Source organism: Streptomyces liliiviolaceus (genome assembly GCF_018070025.1).
In the GTDB taxonomy this organism is placed as follows: Bacteria; Actinomycetota; Actinomycetes; order Streptomycetales; family Streptomycetaceae; genus Streptomyces; species Streptomyces liliiviolaceus.
In genome coordinates, this window is sequence record NZ_JAGPYQ010000001.1 from 2,287,001 (window position 1) to 2,304,154 (window position 17,154).

Here is a 17,154-nt window from a genome sequence, read left to right on the forward strand (position 1 = left end):
CCCGCACTCGTAAGACGGCCGACACCCCACCCCCCTAAGGGGCGCGGGGAACGGCGCAACAAGCCCCCACCCACAAGCCCCGCACGGGACGCCCGTCGCTCGAACGGCTCTTTCGCCGTGAAGGTGGGGCGGGGCCGTGGCACGGTGGAGCCACCTGTCGGCACCACCGGACCCCGGAGCCTCGTATGGCCGATCTGCAGGACGAACTGCACTCCACCGCAGAGGTCGGGGACCTGGACCTGGACCACCCCGAGCCGCTGAGCGGCGCGTTCGAGCCGCCGCCCGTCGCGGCCGCGCCCGGCACCGACCCCCTGGCCCGCGCCCACACCCTCCTCGCCGCCCACCCCGTCGCGGACGGCTACAGCGGCCTCCCCTGGGCCCTGCGCCGCCTGTCCTGGTACGACCTCGAACTCGGCGAGAGCGCGGTCGACACGGACGTACCCCGGCTCCGTGAGGGCCACGTGGGAGCGCTGTTCTGGTCGCTGCACCTGCCCGGGGGCCTGGCCGGCGAACGGGCCGTCGGCGCCACGCTGGAACAGCTCGACCTCGTGAAGACCGTCGTCGCCGCGCATCCGGAGGGCCTGCGCATGGCCCACAGCGCGGCCCAGGTCACGGACGCCAGGAACTGCGGGCGGGTCGCCGTCCTGCTCGGCCCGGCGGGCGCGGCCGCGCTGGACGACTCGCTGGGCATCCTGCGCGCGCTGCACGCCCTCGGCCTGCGCGTCCTCACCCTCTCCGGCGCCTCCTGGGCCGGTGAGAACGGGCTGACCCGGTTCGGCGAGGAGGTCGTGCGCGAGATGAACCGGATCGGTGTCGTCGCCGATCTCTCCGGTGCCTCGGACGCCACCGTCCGCCGTGCCCTCACCATCTCCAAGGCCCCGGTGATGTGCACCCGCTCCGCCGCCCGCGCCCTGCGCCCGCACCCGTCGAACCTCCCCGACGACGTCCTCGTCGAACTCGGCGCCACCCAGGGCCTGTGCCTGGTCCCGCTGACCGCCGAGCAGACGGGCCCCACGGTCCGGGACGTCGCCGACCACCTGGACCACGTACGGGAACTCGCGGGACCGGGGTGCGTCGGCCTCTCGGGGACGTACGACTCCGGGGCCGCGCACCCGCAGGACCTGTCCGACGCGTCGGGCTATCCGCGGCTGGTCGCCGAACTCCTCGGCCGCGGCTGGTCCGAGACCGACCTGGCCCTGCTCACCTGGGGCAACGTCCAACGCGTCCTGCGCACCGCGGACTTCACCTCCCGCGCCGCCCGGCAGCGCCGCGAGCCGTCCATGGCGCGGATCGCCGAACTCGACGGCTAGGACGTCCGCGAGGCGCGCCGGGAACCGCGCGGGACCGGCGGGGCGGTCAGCAGGCGCACAGGCAGAACGGATGGCCGGCCGGGTCGGCGTACACCCGCCAGCCGCGCCGCCGGTCCTCCGCGTCGAGCACCTTCGCGCCCAGCGCCAGCACCTCCTTCTCCGCCGCGTCCAGGTCCTCGACCGTGAGGTCCAGATGGACCTGCTGCGAGGCGTCCGCCGCGGGCCACTTCGGCGGTACGTACCCGGGCGCGGCCTGGAAGGCCAGCGTCCCGCCCTCCGGCAGCCGCAGATCGACCCACCTGCCGTCCCCCTCGGCCTCGACGGTGCCGCCGAGCACCCCGGCGTAGAACGCGGCGAGCGCGCCCGGGTCGGGACAGTCCAGGGCGACGGCGCCCAGCTTGGCGAGAGCCATGGCTCTTCCTCCTCGGTTCGGTGCGTTACCTCATGAAAGGTTCATCCAGTAACCGTTACCGCATGCTGCCCCATTGAAGGTAACGGCGCAAGGGTGGCGTGAAACGTGCTTCAAGGTCATTTATTTCGATGGACGCCTCATGTGTCTCTCCGGTAACTTGCCGCCGGGGGATGATCATTTGGGCCCCCTTTCCATCGCTGACCTTTCGTTTCTTGTCGTAGGGGGACCTTTGATGAAGAAGTCACGACTCGGCGCGCTCGCCATGGCGACCGCCGGAACCGTCGCCATGGTGGGCCTGTCCACCGGTACGGCCCACGCGGGCGTCGCGGGCTACAACCTCTGCGCCCAGGCCACCGGCTCCGCGGCCAACTCGCTGTGTCTGTACTACAACTCCAACCAGGAGGGCTCCTTCGCGGCGTTCACCAGGAACGTCGCCGACCTGGACCCGTGGATCTTCGGCCACATCGGCACCCCCAACAGCGCCGGCCAGGGCCAGGGCGTCAAGAACAACGCCGCGAGCGCCGCCAACCCGGGCAGCAACTGCTGGCGCGTGTACTTCAACAGCAACTACGCCGGCGCCTCCGACTACATCGGCGACCACGGCTACCGGCAGCTCACCGCGACGTACAACGACAACGCCTCCGTGAAGGCCTGCTGACAGCCGATGCGACGACCACTCCCGCGGGCCACGCCCGCCGTGGCGCTGCTCTCCGCCCTCGCCGCGGGACTGATCGGCGGCTGTTCGGCGGGTGACACGCCGGACGACCCGAAGAGCCCCGGCCCCGGCCCGGCGACGGCCGGGGCCGACGCGCTCGGCTTCACCCCCCGCCGCCTCGATCTCCCGGTGTACGACTACCAGTTGAGCCCCGCCGAGCACGCCGAGGTGGCCACGGCGAAGAACCTCCTCGTCACCTCGTGCATGAAGCGCTACGGCTTCTCCTGGAGCGCGCCGGCCCCCACCGTGCCCCGCCAGGACCGCAGATACGGGGTCATCGACCGCCAGGCCGCCCTGCGCCACGGCTACCACCTGCTGCCCACGGACAGCTCGGCCCTGGGCGCGTCCGGCGCGGCCCCGGCCTCCCAGGAGGAGGCCGACGCCCTCTCCGGCGGGCAACTGCTCGACAGCGACACGGGCAGGTCGCAGCTCGCCGCCGGTTACCGGGAGCCGGTGAAGCGCGTCCGCGGCAAGGCGGTTCCGCCCGGTGGCTGCGCGCAGGAGGCCGAGCGCGAACTGCTGGGCAGGGACGACCTGAAGTCCGCGGCCGGCGTGGTCAGCCGGATCAACACCGGCTCGTTCAGCGAGTCCATGACCACCGGGGCCGTGAAGAAGGTCTTCGCCGCGTGGTCCTCGTGCATGGACGGGGCCGGGTACGACTTCGCCGACCCCCTCAAGAGCATCGGCTCCGCCGACCTGAGCACGCCCACCGCGTCCGCCGCCGAGAAGAAGCTCGCCGCCGCGGACGTCACCTGCAAGGAGTCGGTGGACCTCGTCGCCGTCTGGAGCCGCGCCGAGACGGCCGTCCAGAAGCGGATGATCCGGGAGGAGGCCGCGGCGACGACCGCGCAGCGCGCCGACAACGCCGTAAGGCTCCGCAACGCGGCTGCGGTCATCGAGAAGTCCGGCTGACCCGCTGAGCCTTTGACCCGCTGACCCGCTGACCCGACGGGCCCGAGGGTACGGCCCGCGGCGCGGGCGGGCGGCGGTTACCGCATGCCCCGCCCCGGGAGTAACGTCGCGGACATGAGTGAGCGCATGCCCGCACCCGGCGGCCTGGTCCTCATCCAGTCCCTGGTCAACACCCTCGACATCGAGTCGGGCGCCGACGCGCTCGACACGGCCGAGGGGCGGGCCCGGTTCGGGATCGGCGAGGACGGGACACAGAGCGCGCGCGAACTGCGCGAGTCGCTGCGCGTCGTGTGCCTGGCGCACGCCGGCCACCCCGCGCACCGCGAGGCGCCGCTGCTCGACGAACTGCTCGCGGCGGCCCCGCTCGTCGTCACGGTCGCCTCGGCCGACGGCTCGGCGGCCTTCCGGCCCGCGGATCCGGCCGCCCTGGCCTCCCGGGTGGCGGCGGCCGTCGCCGAGGCCCTCGCCGCCGGCACCTGGCTGCGGCTCAAGGCCTGCGAGGCACCGGACTGCCACTGGGCGTACTACGACCGCAGTCCGGCCGGCCGCGGCCGCTGGTGCTCGATGTCGGTCTGCGGCGCCCGGGCCAAGATGCGCCGCTACCGGGCCAAGTAGGCGAGAAGCCGACACCCACCGGCCCCGGCGGGACGGCGTCAGGCCGTCGGGCGGCCCATCGCGCGGTACGTCCAGCCCGCCGCCCGCCACGCCGACGGGTCGAGCGCGTTGCGGCCGTCCAGGACCACGCGGTCCGCGGCGACCTCGCCCAGCGCCGCCGGGTCCAGCTCACGGAACTCGCGCCACTCGGTGAGGTGCAGGACGGCATGCGCCCCGCGTACGGCGTCCACGGCCGTCTCCGCGTAACCGAGCGTCGGGAAGAGACGGCGGGCGTTGTCCATGCCCTTGGGGTCGTAGACCGTGACCTGGCCGCCCTGGAGGTGGATCTGGCCCGCGACGTTCAGCGCGGGGGAGTCCCGGACGTCGTCCGAGTCGGGCTTGAAGGTCGCGCCGAGCACCGCGATCCGCTTGCCGAGGAAGGAACTGCCGCCCAGCGCCTCCCGCGTCATCTCGACCATCTGGCCGCGGCGCCGCATGTTGATGGAGTCGATCTCGCGCAGGAAGGTGAGCGCCTGGTCGGCGCCCAGCTCGCCCGCGCGGGCCATGAACGCGCGGATGTCCTTGGGCAGGCAGCCGCCGCCGAAGCCGATGCCCGCGCGCAGGAACTTCTTCCCGATCCGGTCGTCGTGCCCGATCGCCTCGGCGAGCTTCACGACATCACCGCCGCCGGCCTCGCAGACCTCGGCCATCGCGTTGATGAACGAGATCTTGGTGGCGAGGAAGGAGTTCGCGGCGGTCTTCACCAGCTCGGCGGTCGGGAAGTCGGTCACCACGAAGGGCGTGCCCTCGGACAGCGGCGTCGCGTACACCTCGCGCAGCAGCTTCTCGGCGCGCTCGCTGCGGATACCGGCGACGATCCGGTCGGGGTGCAGGGTGTCCTGGACGGCGAAGCCCTCGCGCAGGAACTCCGGGTTCCAGGCCAGCTCGACGTCCTCGCCCGCGGGTGCCAGTCCGGTGAGTGTGCGGGCCAGCCGGTCGGCCGACCCGACGGGCACGGTGGACTTGCCGACGACCAGGGCGGGCCCGGTGAGGTGCGGCGCCAGCGAGGCGAAGGCGGCGTCGACGTACGACATGTCGCAGGCGTACTCGCCGTGCTTCTGCGGGGTGTTCACGCAGACGAAGTGGATGTCGCCGAACTCCGCGACCTCGGCGAAGTCCATGGTGAACCGCAGCCGCCCGCTGGACCCCTCGATCCCGGCGACGTGCTTGCGCAGCAGCTCCTCAAGACCGGGCTCGTACATCGGGACCTCGCCCCGCTGGAGCATCTCGATCTTCTCGGGCACCACGTCCAGGCCCAGCACCTCGAAACCGAGCTCGGCCATGGCGGCGGCGTGCGTGGCGCCGAGATAGCCGGTGCCGATCACGGTGATCTTGAGGGCCATGGGTGCTCCAGGAGGTAGCCGTCGGGTGCGCGGACAGAGCATAGTCGGGGCGTGCCGGAGCCCTTCACCGGGCAGATCCCCCCTGTCGGCAAGCTCACGTATCACTCGCGTGGGCGGGCGCATAAAATTTGGGTTACTTAACGGTAGTTAGCGTCAGCGTCACTGCATCTTTGGGAGCGTGAGAGACCTTGGCCGGATCGGCTGATTTCGACCTGTACCGCCCGTCCGAGGAGCACGACATGCTCCGGGACGCGATCCGCTCACTGGCCGAGGCGAAGATCGCGCCGCATGCCGCGGCCGTGGACGAGGAGGCCCGCTTCCCCCGGGAGGCCCTGGACGCGCTCGTCGCGGCCGACCTGCACGCCGTGCACGTACCGGAGTCGTACGGCGGCACCGGCGCGGACGCGCTCGCCACGGTCATCGTGATCGAGGAGGTGGCGCGGGTCTGCGCGTCCTCGTCGCTGATCCCCGCGGTGAACAAGCTCGGCTCGCTGCCCGTCATCCTGTCGGGCTCCGAGGACCTGAAGAAGAAGTACATGACGCCGCTGGCCAAGGGCGACGGCATGTTCTCGTACTGCCTCTCCGAGCCGGACGCCGGCTCCGACGCGGCCGGCATGAAGACGAAGGCGGTCCGCGACGGCGACTTCTACGTCCTGGACGGCGTGAAGCGCTGGATCACCAACGCCGGCGAGTCCGAGTACTACACGGTGATGGCCGTGACCGACCCCACCAAGCGCTCGAAGGGCATCTCGGCCTTCGTCGTCGAGAAGTCCGACCCGGGCGTCTCCTTCGGCGCCCCGGAGCGCAAGCTCGGCATCAAGGGCAGCCCGACCCGCGAGGTCTACCTCGACAACGTTCGCATCCCCGCCGACCGCATGATCGGCGAGGAGGGCACGGGCTTCGCCACCGCGATGAAGACCCTGGACCACACCCGCATCACGATCGCCGCGCAGGCGCTCGGCATCGCCCAGGGCGCGCTCGACTACGCCAAGGGGTACGTCCAGGAGCGCAAGCAGTTCGGCAAGCCGATCGCCGACTTCCAGGGCATCCAGTTCATGCTCGCCGACATGGCCATGAAGATCGAGGCCGCCCGCCAGCTCACGTACGCAGCCGCCGCCAAGTCCGAGCGCGGCGACAAGGACCTCACCTTCCAGGGCGCGGCGGCCAAGTGCTTCGCCTCCGACGTCGCCATGGAGGTCACCACGGACGCCGTCCAGCTCCTCGGCGGCTACGGCTACACCCGTGACTACCCGGTCGAGCGCATGATGCGCGATGCCAAGATCACGCAGATCTACGAGGGCACGAACCAGGTCCAGCGGATCGTGATGGCCCGCAACCTCCCGTAGGCCGCCTCCCGCACCTGCACGAGGGCCCCGGCAGCCACTGGCTGCCGGGGCCCTCGCACGTGTGTCAGGTGCGGCCTACCGGTCGCTGGTCACCGTGACCTTCTCGTCGTTCTTCAGCTGCTCGACCAGCTGCTTGACCTTGGCGGTGTCCCACTGGAGGTTGCCGTTGCCGGTGTTGCCCGAGATCGGCATGTTCATCGACTTGCCGTCGCCGCTGGTGACGCCCTTCATGGCCAGGAACATCGAGCCGAGGTCCCACAGCGACATGTCCTTGTCGACGGTGAGGGTGTCGAGGCCGGAGCTGAGCGTCGGGTAGAGCTTGAAGGGGTTCAGGACCGTGGACGGGGTCGCCGTCTGGTTGGCGAGCGCCGAGAGGAACTTCTGCTGGTTCTTCGTACGGTCCAGGTCGCTGCCCGCGAGCGCGTACCGGGTGCGGACGAACGCCAGGGACTGCTCGCCGTTGAGGGTCTGCTTGCCCGCCTCGAAGTCGGCGCCGGACTTGGTGTCCTTCATGCCGCCCTTGGGGATCTCGATCTCCACGCCGCCGACGGAGTCGACGATCTTGGCGAAGCCGGCGAAGCCGATCTCCGCGTAGTGGTCGATGCGCAGGCCCGTGTTGGCCTCGACGGTCCGTACGAGCAGCTCGGGGCCGTCCTCCGCGTACGCGGCGTTCAGCTTCACCTGGCGGCCGGTGCCCTGGAAGGTCTTGCCGGACTCGGAGCCCTTGAAGGTGGGGATCGTCACGTTCGAGTCGCGGGGCAGCGAGATCATCGTGTTCCCGTTGTCGCCCACGTGCAGGATCATCATCGAGTCCGTGCGCTTGCCGTCGGCGGAGCCCGTGTGGAGCTTCTTCTTCTCCTCGGCGGACATGCCCTCGCGGCTGTCGGAGCCGACGATCAGGTAGTTCGTGCCCTCGCCCGCGTCGGGACGGTCGATGACCTTCGACAGGTCGACGTCCCGGTTGAGCTTGGAGTCGGCCCAGAAGTACGTGCCCACGGTCACCACGACGAGCACGGTGACCACGGTGATCGAGATCCACTTGATCCGCTTGCGCCAGTTCGGCGCGGGGCGGCCGGGCCGGCCGTCGGGGCCGGGGCCCTGCGTCCCGCCGCCGCCCCCGTAGACCTGCCCCGTGTTGTATCCGTCGTAGCCGTCGTCACCGTGACCGTCGGTGTACGACTGCTGCGGCGGGACCCCGTGAGGAGGCGCCGAGGAGTGCGGGGCGCCGGCCGGGCCGCGCTGCACCTGCCGCATCACGCGGGCACCCTCGGGCCGGGCGCTCGCGCTGCCACGGCCTTGGCGGTCGCCGCCGTTGTTTCCGGACCATCCCTGGGGCCAATCGTTCATGCGACCCAGTGTGCAGTGCGCGAGGGTGTGGCATACAAGGGTCTTCGGAAAATCGGATCAGGGCTGTTGCCAAGCTGATGCAAAGCGGGCCTTGCGCGCCCCGGCATAGGGTGGACGGCATGACAGACCAGGCCACCACCCCGGAATCCGATATTCCGGGCAAGCCGACTTCGGCGTCCCGGACCACCCTCAGCCACATCATGAGCCACAACGACACCAACCTGCTGGGGACGGTGCACGGTGGGGTGATCATGAAGCTCGTCGACGACGCGGCGGGGGCCGTGGCGGGGCGGCACTCGGGTGGGCCCGCCGTCACCGCGTCCATGGACGAGATGGCGTTCCTGGAACCCGTACGCGTAGGCGACCTGGTCCATGTGAAGGCACAGGTCAACTGGACCGGGCGTACGTCCATGGAGGTCGGCGTCCGGGTGCTCGCCGAGCGGTGGAACGAGTCGACGCCGCCGCAGCAGGTGGGGTCGGCGTATCTCGTGTTCGCGGCGGTGGACGCGGACGGGAAGCCGCGGCCGGTGCCGCCTGTGTGTCCGGAGACGGAGCGGGACGAACGCCGTTACCAGGAGGCGCAGATCCGCCGCCGGCACCGGCTGGCTCGCCGCCGGGCGATCCTGGCCCTCCGCGAACGCCGCGCGGCGGAGGGCTTGGACTAACGGTCCGGCCCACGTGGGCGCGCCCAAAGGATTGCGCAGTTCCCCGCGCCCCTCAAAGACAAAAGACTGCGCAGTTCCCCGCGCCCCCAAGAAGCAGGCCGTCTCGCACCCGCGGGTCCGCGGTGGCCGGCCGCGCAGTTCCCCGCGCCCCTAAGGGCTCGGCTGCGCCCTCGCCCCCTCAGGGGCGCGGGGAACGGCGCAATCTTTTGTCTTTGAGGGGCGCGAGGAACTACGCAGTCCTCTGCCTCTAGGGGCGCGGGGAACGGCGCGGCCGGCCGCCGCGGACCCGCAGATGTCGTCTTCAGGGGCGCGGGGAACTGCGCGAACGGCCCCCGCCGGGCCGCACCGGGGGTGCTACCCGTTGCCGCCCGGGCCGGGGCAGATCACCTGGTCGCCCGTGACCGTTGCGAACTCCCCCTGCGTCGGATCGTCCGCCCGCACCTTCCGGACCCCCGAGAAGTCCGCCCCCACCACCACCTTCATCAACGGCCCCTGCCCCGTCACAGCGTGCAGCTCACTGCCCGGCAACGCCGCCGCGAGCGACTTCGCGGACCGGTCCCAGCGCGGGTCGTACCGCACGACGGTCCGCCGCAGCGTCCGGTCCTGCGCGTTCACCGGCGCCCGGCTGGTCCGGAACCCCGTCCCCGCGAGCCCGCTGTCGACCCGCAGCCCCAGCCCCGCGGTCATCGTCCCGTTCTCCACCTGCACCCGGATCTGCTGCGGAGCCACATCGACGCTCAGCGCCTTGGACCGCACCCGGTGCGGAGCGAGCGGCTTGTCGTCGCGCAGGGTGTCGAAGAGCCGCCCCGCCTTCTTCGGGTCCCACTTCAGCGTCGAGCCGATGCCCTTGACGGCGTACCCCATCTGTCCGATCGGGACCGTCGTGAACTCCGAGGACGACGGCGAGAAGCCCCGCATCGCCCGTCCCAGGTCGATGAGTTCGTTCGTCCCGAAGCCCTTGTCCGCCCGCACGGAACCGAGCACGGACCGCGTCACGTCGCGGAACCTCATCGGGTTGAGCAGCACCCCGGACGACGTGGCCCGCTCGATCAGCGCCGCCAGGAACCGCTGCTGACGCTGCATCCGGCCGAGGTCGGAGGCCCCGTCGACGTGCCGCGAACGCACGTACTGCAGCGCCTGTCCGCCGTTCAGATCGTGCGTCCCGGTCGCGAGGTCGAGGCCGGTGACCGTGTCCTTCAGCGGCCGGACCGTGCAGATCCGCACCCCGCCGAGCACGTCCACGGTCTTCATGAAGCTGATGAAGTCGACCTCCAGATAGTGGTCGATCTTCACGTCGGTCATCTTCTCGACCGTGCGCACGGTCAGCTGCGGCCCGCCCTCCGCGTACGCCGCGTTCAGCTTGACCGGATGCGACTTGTGCCGGTCGCCGGTGGTCCGGTCGACGTGCGGGGGCGTCTCGGCGTACGAGTCGCGCGGCAGGCTCACCACACTGGCCCGCCGCCGGTCCTCGGAGAGGTGCACGATCATGACCGTGTCCGTGCAGTGGCAGGGCGCGCCGCCGAGCCGGTACTCCGCCTTCTCCCGCGCCGTGATCCGGTCGCGTCCGTCGGTGCCGACCAGGAGCACGTTCATGCCGTGGCCGCGGGCGGGCCGGTTCTTCATGTCCTTGAAGGGGTCGATCCGGTGGATGTCGGAGTCGAGACCGGTGACCACCGCGTGTCCGACGCCGGCCGCCGCGAGCACCGCCACGGACAGCGCGGTCGTCACCCGCATGGCCCACTGCGGCCGGCCGCCCCGTACGGGCCGCCGCACGGGCCCCCGTACGGGACGCCGTCGCGGGGGAGGGGCGGGAGAGCTGGGCGGGGTGGGCAAAGCGGACACCTCCGCGTAGGCCGGGTGTGGGGGTCCGTGAGCACCGTAGGCCCATACGATCTCCTGCCCGGTGCAGGGGCCGGGCGGCGCGCGTCGGTGTCCCCCGTTCGCGGTAACGTAATCCGCGATGAACGCCGAACCCGCCGTGCAGCTTCCCGCCGTGTCCGTGATCATGCCCGTCCTCAACGAGGAACGGCATCTGCGCGGAGCCGTCCAAGCGATCCTCGCCCAGGAGTACGCGGGCGAGATGGAGGTCGTGATCGCCATCGGTCCCTCGTCGGACCGTACGGAGGAGATCGCGGCCGAACTCGTACGCGAGGATCCCCGGGTGCACACGGTCCCGAACCCGACCGGCCGCACCCCCGCCGCGCTGAACGCCGCGATCAAGGCGTCCCGCCACCCGGTCGTCGTCCGCGTCGACGGGCACGGCATGCTCTCGCCGAACTACATCGCGACCGCCGTGCGGCTCCTGGAGGAGACCGGCGCGCAGAACGTCGGCGGCATCATGCACGCCGAGGGCGAGAACGACTGGGAGCACGCGGTCGCCGCCGCCATGACCTCGAAGATCGGCGTGGGCAACGCGGCCTTCCACACGGGCGGCCAGGCGGGTCCCGCGGACACCGTCTACCTGGGCGTCTTCCGGCGGGCGGCGCTGGAGCAACAGGGCGGCTACAACGAGGAGTTCATCCGCGCCCAGGACTGGGAGCTGAACTTCCGGATCAGGGAGGCGGGTGGCCTCATCTGGTTCTCGCCCGAGCTGCGGGTCTCCTACCGGCCGCGCCCCTCGATGCAGGCCCTGGCCAAGCAGTACAAGGACTACGGCCGTTGGCGTCATGTCGTGGCCCGCTACCACTCCGGCTCCATCAACCTGCGCTATCTGGCGCCGCCGACGGCGGTCGTCGCGATCGTCCTCGGCCTCGTGGCGGGCGCCGCGGTGACCCCGTGGGGCTTCCTGGTCCCCCTCGGCTACCTCGCCGCGATCTCGCTGGGCTCGCTGCCCGCGGGCAAGGGGCTGCCCCTGAAGGCGCGGCTGCGGATCCCGGTGGCGCTGGCGACCATGCACATGTCGTGGGGCTGGGGTTTCCTCACCAGCCCGAAGGCGCTGGCCAGGAAGGTCATCGCGTCCCGCCGTCCCGCGGTGCTGAGCGAGACCTGAGCGCCGGGAACCCGGACCGCCGAGGGGCCGGAACCACTGTCGTCGTGACAGCGGTTCCGGCCCCTCACCGGTTCATGGCCCCTCGCCGGTCCGGCGGCCGGACTCAGTACCGGTACGGCTTGTACACGGGCATGCAGGCGTCCTCCTTGGAGCCGCTGAGGGCGTCCGCGCTCTCGGGCAGGTCACCCGCGTCCGGAGTCTCCTGCTTCGGATAGGTGTTGCCCTCCCGCCAGTCGCTGCCGATGGTCAGCGTGGTGGTGACGGCGTCGGCCGTGGCGCGCACCTGACCGCTCGGCACACCGACGGCCTCGGCCACGGACAGCGCGTTCGCCCTGCCCTGCGCCCCCGAACTCTTCGGGTACGTGATCTGCGTCCGCGAGCTGGGATCGGCCTGCGCGCTCGCGGTGGCCTTGGCGAACCCCTTGCCCTGCAGGGCGCCCGCGACCGCCGTGGCCCGGCTGCCCACCGGCGCCAGCTCGCTGTCGTCGCCGGCCGTGCCGTTGACGACCGTGACGGCCAGCCCCTCGGCGGGCGCCGCCGCGGGCCCGGTCGGCGTCGGGCTCGCGGACGCACCGCTCTTTCCCTCGCCGTCCTTGCCGCTCTTGCCGCCCTTGTCGAAGGACACGTCGCCCCGGATCATCGACCACACCTTGTCCGCGTCCGTGGGTTTGGGGACCAGGTGGTTGGCGTTCAGCGGGTCCGGCACCGTGGGCATGGTCGTCATCGTGAACCGGTCCATCGGCACGGACTTGAGCTTCATCCCCAGGTCGTACAGTTTCTTGACCGTGCCGATCTCCTCGGAGACCTCAAGGGAGTCGGTGGCCGCCTCGGCCAGCCCCATCAGCCTGCCGCTGTCGGTGAAGGCGTTCTGGCCCTTCAGCGTGCGGATCATCGAGTTCATGTACATGTGCTGGGCCTTGGCGCGGCCCAGGTCGCTCTCGAAGGCGTGCCGGGTGCGCAGCCACTGCAGGGCCTGCTTCCCCTTGATCTTGTGGCTGCCCGCCTTCAGCTTCAGACCCGAACCGCCCGGGACGCCCGGCAGCGGACGGTCCCACACGTTCTGCTCCACGCACACCTCGACACCGCCGATGGCGTCGGCCATCTTCACCACGCCGCCGAAGTCGACCATCATCCAGTGGTCGATGTAGACACCGGTGAGGTTCTGCCAGGTGGCCAGCGTGCAGCCGGCCCCGCCGCGCTGCAGCGACATGTTGATGATGTTGTTCGTCTCCGGGTACGTCTCCCCGGTCTCGGGGTCCTCGCACTCGGGGATCTTCACCCGGGTGTCGCGCGGGATGCTCACGACGGAGGCGCTCTTGCGGTCCGCGGAGACGTGCACCAGCATCTGGACGTCGGCCAGCGGCTTGCTGCCCACCTGGTCCTTGCTGCCGCCGAGCTTCACGTTCTCTTTCGAGTTGCGGCTGTCGGAGCCGAGCAACAGGATGTTCAGCGGTGTCTGACCGGCCGCGTTGGGCTCCGTCTTCTTGACGTCGGACTCACCGTTGTTGCGCTTGCCCTTGGATATGTTGCCGTTCAGATGGCGGTAGTAGAGGTATCCGGCGCCGGCCGTCCCGAGTATCAGCACCGCGAGGACCAGCGCGAACCACCGGAGTATGCGCCGGGGTTTGCCGCCCCGCCGTCTCGCCCGTCTGCCGCCGTCCCCGCCGTCGTCGCCGCCGTTCCCGCCCGAAGCGGTCCGCGCCCGCGGTATCTGCCCCTCCTGCGAGGAGTCGCCGCCGCCCGCTTCCCCCGTGTCCGAGGAACCGTCACTGCGACCTCGTTCCCCCGCGTGCGAGGAACCGTCACTGCGGCTCCGTTCCCCCGCATGCGAGGCGCGTGGACGAGCCCCCTCCCCACGCACACTGCTCTGCGTCATGTTCCTGCCTCCCCACCCTGCGCCTGACACAGGTCCGTCCTACGCCCTGTGAGACGTAGGACGGACCTGTTAGGTCACTTGGCGCACTCGACCTTGTCCGCCGTGGACTTCTCGACGTCCTCCGGCGCCGTCGACGGAGTGGTCAGAGAGACCCCGGCCCCCTTGAAGTCCTCACCGAGGGTCAGCGTGATCGCAGGAAGACCCTGGGAGTTGGTCACGCTCTTGCCCGGCTTCATGGCCGATCCGGACAGGCCCATGAGATCGGCGAGCCTGCGTGCCTGATCGGCCTGGTCGGGAGCGTACTCGACGGTTGTCTTCTTCAGCGTCGCTCCGGCGTTGCCCGCGTTCTCGGACTTCGTGACGCCCTCTTCGAGCTGCAGCCAGTTGAGGGTCTCCTGCGCGGAGCCCGCGACCGCACCGCCGTTGAGGACCCGTACGCGTACCTCGGCGGGGTCGGCCTTGCTGCCCTTGAGGCGGGCGGCCTCGGCGGCCTTCTCCTTCTTCTTCTCCTGCTTGACCGCGGTGAGCGAGACGTCGTCCTTGATCAGGGCGAACAACTCCTTCGCCTTGGCCTCCTGGAGGACCACCGTGGCCTTGACCTTCTCGGTGGGGTTGTCGGCCACCGGCACGGTGGTGAAGGACAGGTTCTTGGTGGGGAACTTGCCCAACTCGGTGCCCAGGTCACGCAGTTTGTTGATGCTGCTGATCTTCGAGTCGACGGTCAGCGCCTTGGTGCCCGCCTCCGCCAGCTTGAGCATCTTGGTGGGGCTGGTGAGGGTGTCGTTCGACTTCAGCTTGCGCATCAGGGAGCTGAGGAACTGCTGCTGGATCTCGATCCGGCTGAGGTCGCCGCCGAAGCCCACCGAGTGGCGGGTACGGACGAAGGCGAGTGCCTCCTCGCCCTGGATGCTGTGCTCGCCCTTGGACAGCTTGAGCTTGGAGTCCGGGTCGTCGATGTCCTTGGCGAGACAGACGTCCACGCCGTCGACCGCCGTCGTCAGCGTCTTGACCGCGTTGAAGTCGGCGATCATGAAGTGGTCCATCTTGACGCCGGTGAGCGCGGTGACGGTCCGCATCGTGCAGCTCGGCGTCCGGCCCTCCTGGCCCAGACTCTCGTTGAACCGCGTGTTCAGCGTGCCGGGGATGACCTTGGTGGAACCATCCTCCTGCGTCGTCGGGCAGTCCGGGATGTCGGTGATCAGGTCACGCGGAATGCTCATCGCGGTGGCGTTCGTACGGTCCTTGGAGACATGCAGCAGCACCGTGGTGTCGGCGTGCCCGGGACTGTCCGAGTCGCCGTAGCCGTCGTTCCCGTCACCGGTGCGCTTGTCCGTGCCCACGAGGAGGACGTTGATCGCCCGGTCCTTGCTGAAGCCGCCGGTACCCGCGCCGTCGTCGGAGACGGACGTGATGTTGTCGTTTAGATGCTTCCAATAGAGGTACCCGGCGGTACTCGTACCGACGAGCAGGAAGGCCATCGTGCCGCCGGTCCAGAGCAGTATTTTCTTGCCCCGCGACTTCTTGGGCCTGCCCTTGCGCCGGCCGGGCGGCGGGCTCTCGGGCGCACGGCGTCTGCGCGGACCGGGCACGCCGGGCTCCGGCGCCTCCTCCGGTGTCCCCTTCCGCTCCCGGCCGGGAGCGGTGCGCCCGCGCGGTGGCGCGGCGGCGCCCGCCGTTCTGCGGGAACGGGGACCTGGGACCGTCGACTGCGGTGCGGAATTCTCCAGTCGCAGTTCGTAGTCGCCTGTGTTCGGGTTGAGTACCCACTGGTCTGCGGGGTCGATATCGTCCGCCCGCCCACGGCCTTGCGCGTCCACGGTTGCTTGAGTCCTCCGTCGGGGCCACGCGGCGTCTTTTCCCCCTCAAAAAGACGCTCGGTCAGTCGGTCCAACCAGTGCGCGACTCCCAGGACAGGCCTCGGGCCGGGTGCACCGGATCGCTCACACTATCCGGCCGGATCAGCCATGAGCGACGACGGTGACGAATTCCACGTCCCTACAACCGGGCAATCCGCCCAATTCCTTGAACGTACGTTCCCGCTCTTGGTTTGCCCTTTACCCGGAGGGCTGTTCGGGTGTTAACCGCACACGTCCTCGGCCGCGGTGTTTCCCCGGAAAGTCGGCGCGGGGCTCGGTGTGGGGTCCGGCGTGGCCGAGGTCCCGTCGGCCCTCTTTCCGCCCGATTCGCCGTCGTGCGCACCCGACTCGGGCCCAAATCGCCCCTTCTCGTCCCCGTCGCCCGGCCGATAGCGCTCGAAGTCGTACGAATAGCCGCGCCTGGCCGGCTCGTCAACCGGCTCCGGGGTGCTCCTCTTTGCGCCGGAATCCTCCGGAACTTCCCTGGCGACCTCCAGCGGCGCGTCCCTGCGCAGCCGCTCGAAGAGTTTCTCCGCCTCGGGTTCGACGAGCTGGTCGCGATTGGCGTCGAGGGCGTACGACTCCCTCGGCACGGTAAGGAATTGCACGCGTTCGGTGGGGATGTTGCGCATACCGCGGACCAGGTCGTACAGCCCCCGCAGGTTCGCCAGTCCGGGGTCGGTCGTGAGGGACGACGTCGCCGCGTCCAGCACGGGATAGAGCTTCGCGGGATTCAGCAGTACGTCGTTGCTGCGCACCTTGTTGACGAGCGCTCCCAGGAAACGCTGCTGGCGGTCCATCCGGTCGGTGTCGCTGCCGTCGCCGATGGTCTTGCGGGCCCGGACGTAACCGAGGGCCTGCTCGCCGTCGAGCCGCACCTTGCCCGCGGGCAGCCGCAGTTTCGCGGCGGGGTCGTCGATCGGCTCCTTCAGGCACACCTCGACGCCGTCGACCGCCTCGACCATGTCCTTGAACCCGTGGAAGTCCACCACCATGTGATGGTCCACGCGCACGCCGGTCAGTTTCTCGACGGTACGGATCGTGCAGGCCGGACCGCCTTTCTGGAAGGCGTAGTTGAACATCGAGAACACGGGGGCGGCGCGGGAGCCGTCCGACCGCCGGCAGCTCGGTATCTCGACCATCAGGTCGCGCGGGAGCGAGACGGCGGTCGCGCTGCGCCGGTTCGCCGCGAGGTGCAGCAGGATCGTGGTGTCGGAGCGCTCGGTGCCGGAGTCCCTGCCGTACTTGCGGTTCCCGTCCCCGGACCGCGAGTCCGACCCGATCAGCAGGATGTTCTGCGCGGCGCGTACCAGTGCGGTGGGCCGTTCCCTCTCGTAGCGGGCGAGTTCGGCGGCCGTGTCGTCGTCCGAGGTGATGTTGGCGTTCAGTTTCTCGTACACCGCCCAGCCGGCTCCCGCGGCGCCGACGAGGGTCACGGCGACGCCGATGCCCGTCCAGCGCAGCCACCGTCTGCGGCGCCGGGTGGCACCGGTTCCGGTGGCGGCGGAGCCCGCACCGGGCCCGGCCGTCCCGTCACCACGCGTCCCACCGCTCCGGCTCACCACGCTGACACCTCCTCCCACCACCCGTGCCGTGCCCTCTACGACCATGCCGCGTTTTGGCCGACGGGGGCGCTGGGTGGTGGGCCGAACGGGGGATGCGGGCGGGTGGGGGCGGGCCCAAAAGATTGCGCAGTTCCCCGCGCCCCTAGGTACCTAGGGGCGCGGGG

General features: G+C 70.5%; 14 protein-coding genes. 7 read left to right on the top strand and 7 right to left on the bottom strand.

Features of this window, described 5'->3' with window-relative positions; translation table 11 throughout:
• Positions 1-185 precede the first annotated feature (185 nt).
• Positions 186-1,310: a dipeptidase gene (locus J8N05_RS10185; RefSeq protein ID WP_210882079.1), complete on the top strand. Its 1,125-nt coding sequence runs from the start codon at positions 186-188 to the stop codon at positions 1,308-1,310.
• A gap of 46 nt (positions 1,311-1,356) precedes the next feature.
• On the opposite strand, the gene J8N05_RS10190 is transcribed toward J8N05_RS10185, so the two are convergent.
• A complete protein-coding gene (locus tag J8N05_RS10190) occupies positions 1,357-1,722 on the bottom strand; it encodes a VOC family protein (RefSeq protein ID WP_210882080.1) in 366 nt (121 codons plus the stop codon).
• A gap of 232 nt (positions 1,723-1,954) precedes the next feature.
• Between J8N05_RS10190 and J8N05_RS10195 the strand changes: the two genes are divergently transcribed.
• From J8N05_RS10195 to J8N05_RS10205, 3 genes are all read left to right on the top strand, one after another.
• A complete protein-coding gene (locus tag J8N05_RS10195; RefSeq protein ID WP_210882081.1) occupies positions 1,955-2,380 on the top strand; it encodes a peptidase inhibitor family I36 protein in 426 nt (141 codons plus the stop codon).
• A gap of 6 nt (positions 2,381-2,386) precedes the next feature.
• Positions 2,387-3,349 carry a hypothetical protein gene (locus J8N05_RS10200; RefSeq protein WP_210882082.1) on the top strand — a complete coding sequence of 321 codons (963 nt, stop codon included), beginning with the start codon at positions 2,387-2,389 and terminating at the stop codon, positions 3,347-3,349.
• Positions 3,350-3,463: 114 nt separating this feature from the next.
• A complete protein-coding gene (locus J8N05_RS10205; protein ID WP_210882084.1) occupies positions 3,464-3,964 on the top strand; it encodes a CGNR zinc finger domain-containing protein in 501 nt (166 codons plus the stop codon).
• Positions 3,965-4,002: 38 nt separating this feature from the next.
• On the opposite strand, the gene J8N05_RS10210 is transcribed toward J8N05_RS10205, so the two are convergent.
• On the bottom strand, positions 4,003-5,346 hold the full coding sequence (locus J8N05_RS10210; protein WP_210882086.1) for a UDP-glucose dehydrogenase family protein: 1,344 nt from the start codon (positions 5,344-5,346) through the stop codon (positions 4,003-4,005).
• A 188-nt stretch (positions 5,347-5,534) separates the two neighbouring features.
• Between J8N05_RS10210 and J8N05_RS10215 the strand changes: the two genes are divergently transcribed.
• The gene (locus tag J8N05_RS10215) at positions 5,535-6,692 is read left to right on the top strand and encodes an acyl-CoA dehydrogenase (RefSeq protein WP_210882088.1); all 1,158 of its coding nucleotides are present in this window, start codon (positions 5,535-5,537) and stop codon (positions 6,690-6,692) included.
• A gap of 75 nt (positions 6,693-6,767) precedes the next feature.
• Here J8N05_RS10215 and J8N05_RS10220 read toward each other — a convergent pair whose 3' ends face one another.
• A complete protein-coding gene (locus tag J8N05_RS10220; RefSeq protein ID WP_210882090.1) occupies positions 6,768-8,039 on the bottom strand; it encodes an LCP family protein in 1,272 nt (423 codons plus the stop codon).
• A gap of 119 nt (positions 8,040-8,158) precedes the next feature.
• On the opposite strand from J8N05_RS10220, the gene J8N05_RS10225 reads away from it, so the two are divergent.
• Positions 8,159-8,704, top strand: a complete 546-nt coding sequence (locus tag J8N05_RS10225) for an acyl-CoA thioesterase (RefSeq protein WP_210882092.1) — start codon at positions 8,159-8,161, stop codon at positions 8,702-8,704.
• A gap of 354 nt (positions 8,705-9,058) precedes the next feature.
• Here J8N05_RS10225 and J8N05_RS10230 read toward each other — a convergent pair whose 3' ends face one another.
• Positions 9,059-10,537: an LCP family protein gene (locus J8N05_RS10230; protein ID WP_456339977.1), complete on the bottom strand. Its 1,479-nt coding sequence runs from the start codon at positions 10,535-10,537 to the stop codon at positions 9,059-9,061.
• 127 nt (positions 10,538-10,664) lie between these two features.
• On the opposite strand from J8N05_RS10230, the gene J8N05_RS10235 reads away from it, so the two are divergent.
• Positions 10,665-11,693 carry a glycosyltransferase family 2 protein gene (locus J8N05_RS10235; RefSeq protein WP_210882095.1) on the top strand — a complete coding sequence of 343 codons (1,029 nt, stop codon included), beginning with the start codon at positions 10,665-10,667 and terminating at the stop codon, positions 11,691-11,693.
• Positions 11,694-11,796: 103 nt separating this feature from the next.
• Here J8N05_RS10235 and J8N05_RS10240 read toward each other — a convergent pair whose 3' ends face one another.
• From J8N05_RS10240 to J8N05_RS10250, 3 genes are all read right to left on the bottom strand, one after another.
• Positions 11,797-13,569 (bottom strand): LCP family protein, encoded by a 1,773-nt coding sequence (locus J8N05_RS10240; protein WP_210882096.1) that lies wholly within the window; start codon positions 13,567-13,569, stop codon positions 11,797-11,799.
• 74 nt (positions 13,570-13,643) lie between these two features.
• Positions 13,644-15,386 carry an LCP family protein gene (locus J8N05_RS10245; RefSeq protein WP_210882097.1) on the bottom strand — a complete coding sequence of 581 codons (1,743 nt, stop codon included), beginning with the start codon at positions 15,384-15,386 and terminating at the stop codon, positions 13,644-13,646.
• Between the two features lie 260 nt (positions 15,387-15,646).
• On the bottom strand, positions 15,647-16,987 hold the full coding sequence (locus tag J8N05_RS10250) for an LCP family protein (RefSeq protein ID WP_407699967.1): 1,341 nt from the start codon (positions 16,985-16,987) through the stop codon (positions 15,647-15,649).
• Between the last annotated feature and the right edge of the window lie 167 nt (positions 16,988-17,154).

Excerpts from the sequence above, each read along its gene's own strand:
- J8N05_RS10185 (WP_210882079.1), top strand. The coding sequence starts at position 186 with ATGGCCGATCTGCAGGACGAACTGCACTCCACCGCAGAGGTCGGGGAC.
- J8N05_RS10190 (WP_210882080.1), bottom strand. The coding sequence starts at position 1,722 with ATGGCTCTCGCCAAGCTGGGCGCCGTCGCCCTGGACTGTCCCGACCCG.
- J8N05_RS10195 (WP_210882081.1), top strand. The coding sequence starts at position 1,955 with ATGAAGAAGTCACGACTCGGCGCGCTCGCCATGGCGACCGCCGGAACC.
- J8N05_RS10200 (WP_210882082.1), top strand. The coding sequence starts at position 2,387 with ATGCGACGACCACTCCCGCGGGCCACGCCCGCCGTGGCGCTGCTCTCC.
- J8N05_RS10205 (WP_210882084.1), top strand. The coding sequence starts at position 3,464 with ATGAGTGAGCGCATGCCCGCACCCGGCGGCCTGGTCCTCATCCAGTCC.
- J8N05_RS10210 (WP_210882086.1), bottom strand. The coding sequence starts at position 5,346 with ATGGCCCTCAAGATCACCGTGATCGGCACCGGCTATCTCGGCGCCACG.
- J8N05_RS10220 (WP_210882090.1), bottom strand. The coding sequence starts at position 8,039 with ATGAACGATTGGCCCCAGGGATGGTCCGGAAACAACGGCGGCGACCGC.
- J8N05_RS10225 (WP_210882092.1), top strand. The coding sequence starts at position 8,159 with ATGACAGACCAGGCCACCACCCCGGAATCCGATATTCCGGGCAAGCCG.
- J8N05_RS10235 (WP_210882095.1), top strand. The coding sequence starts at position 10,665 with ATGAACGCCGAACCCGCCGTGCAGCTTCCCGCCGTGTCCGTGATCATG.
- J8N05_RS10240 (WP_210882096.1), bottom strand. The coding sequence starts at position 13,569 with ATGACGCAGAGCAGTGTGCGTGGGGAGGGGGCTCGTCCACGCGCCTCG.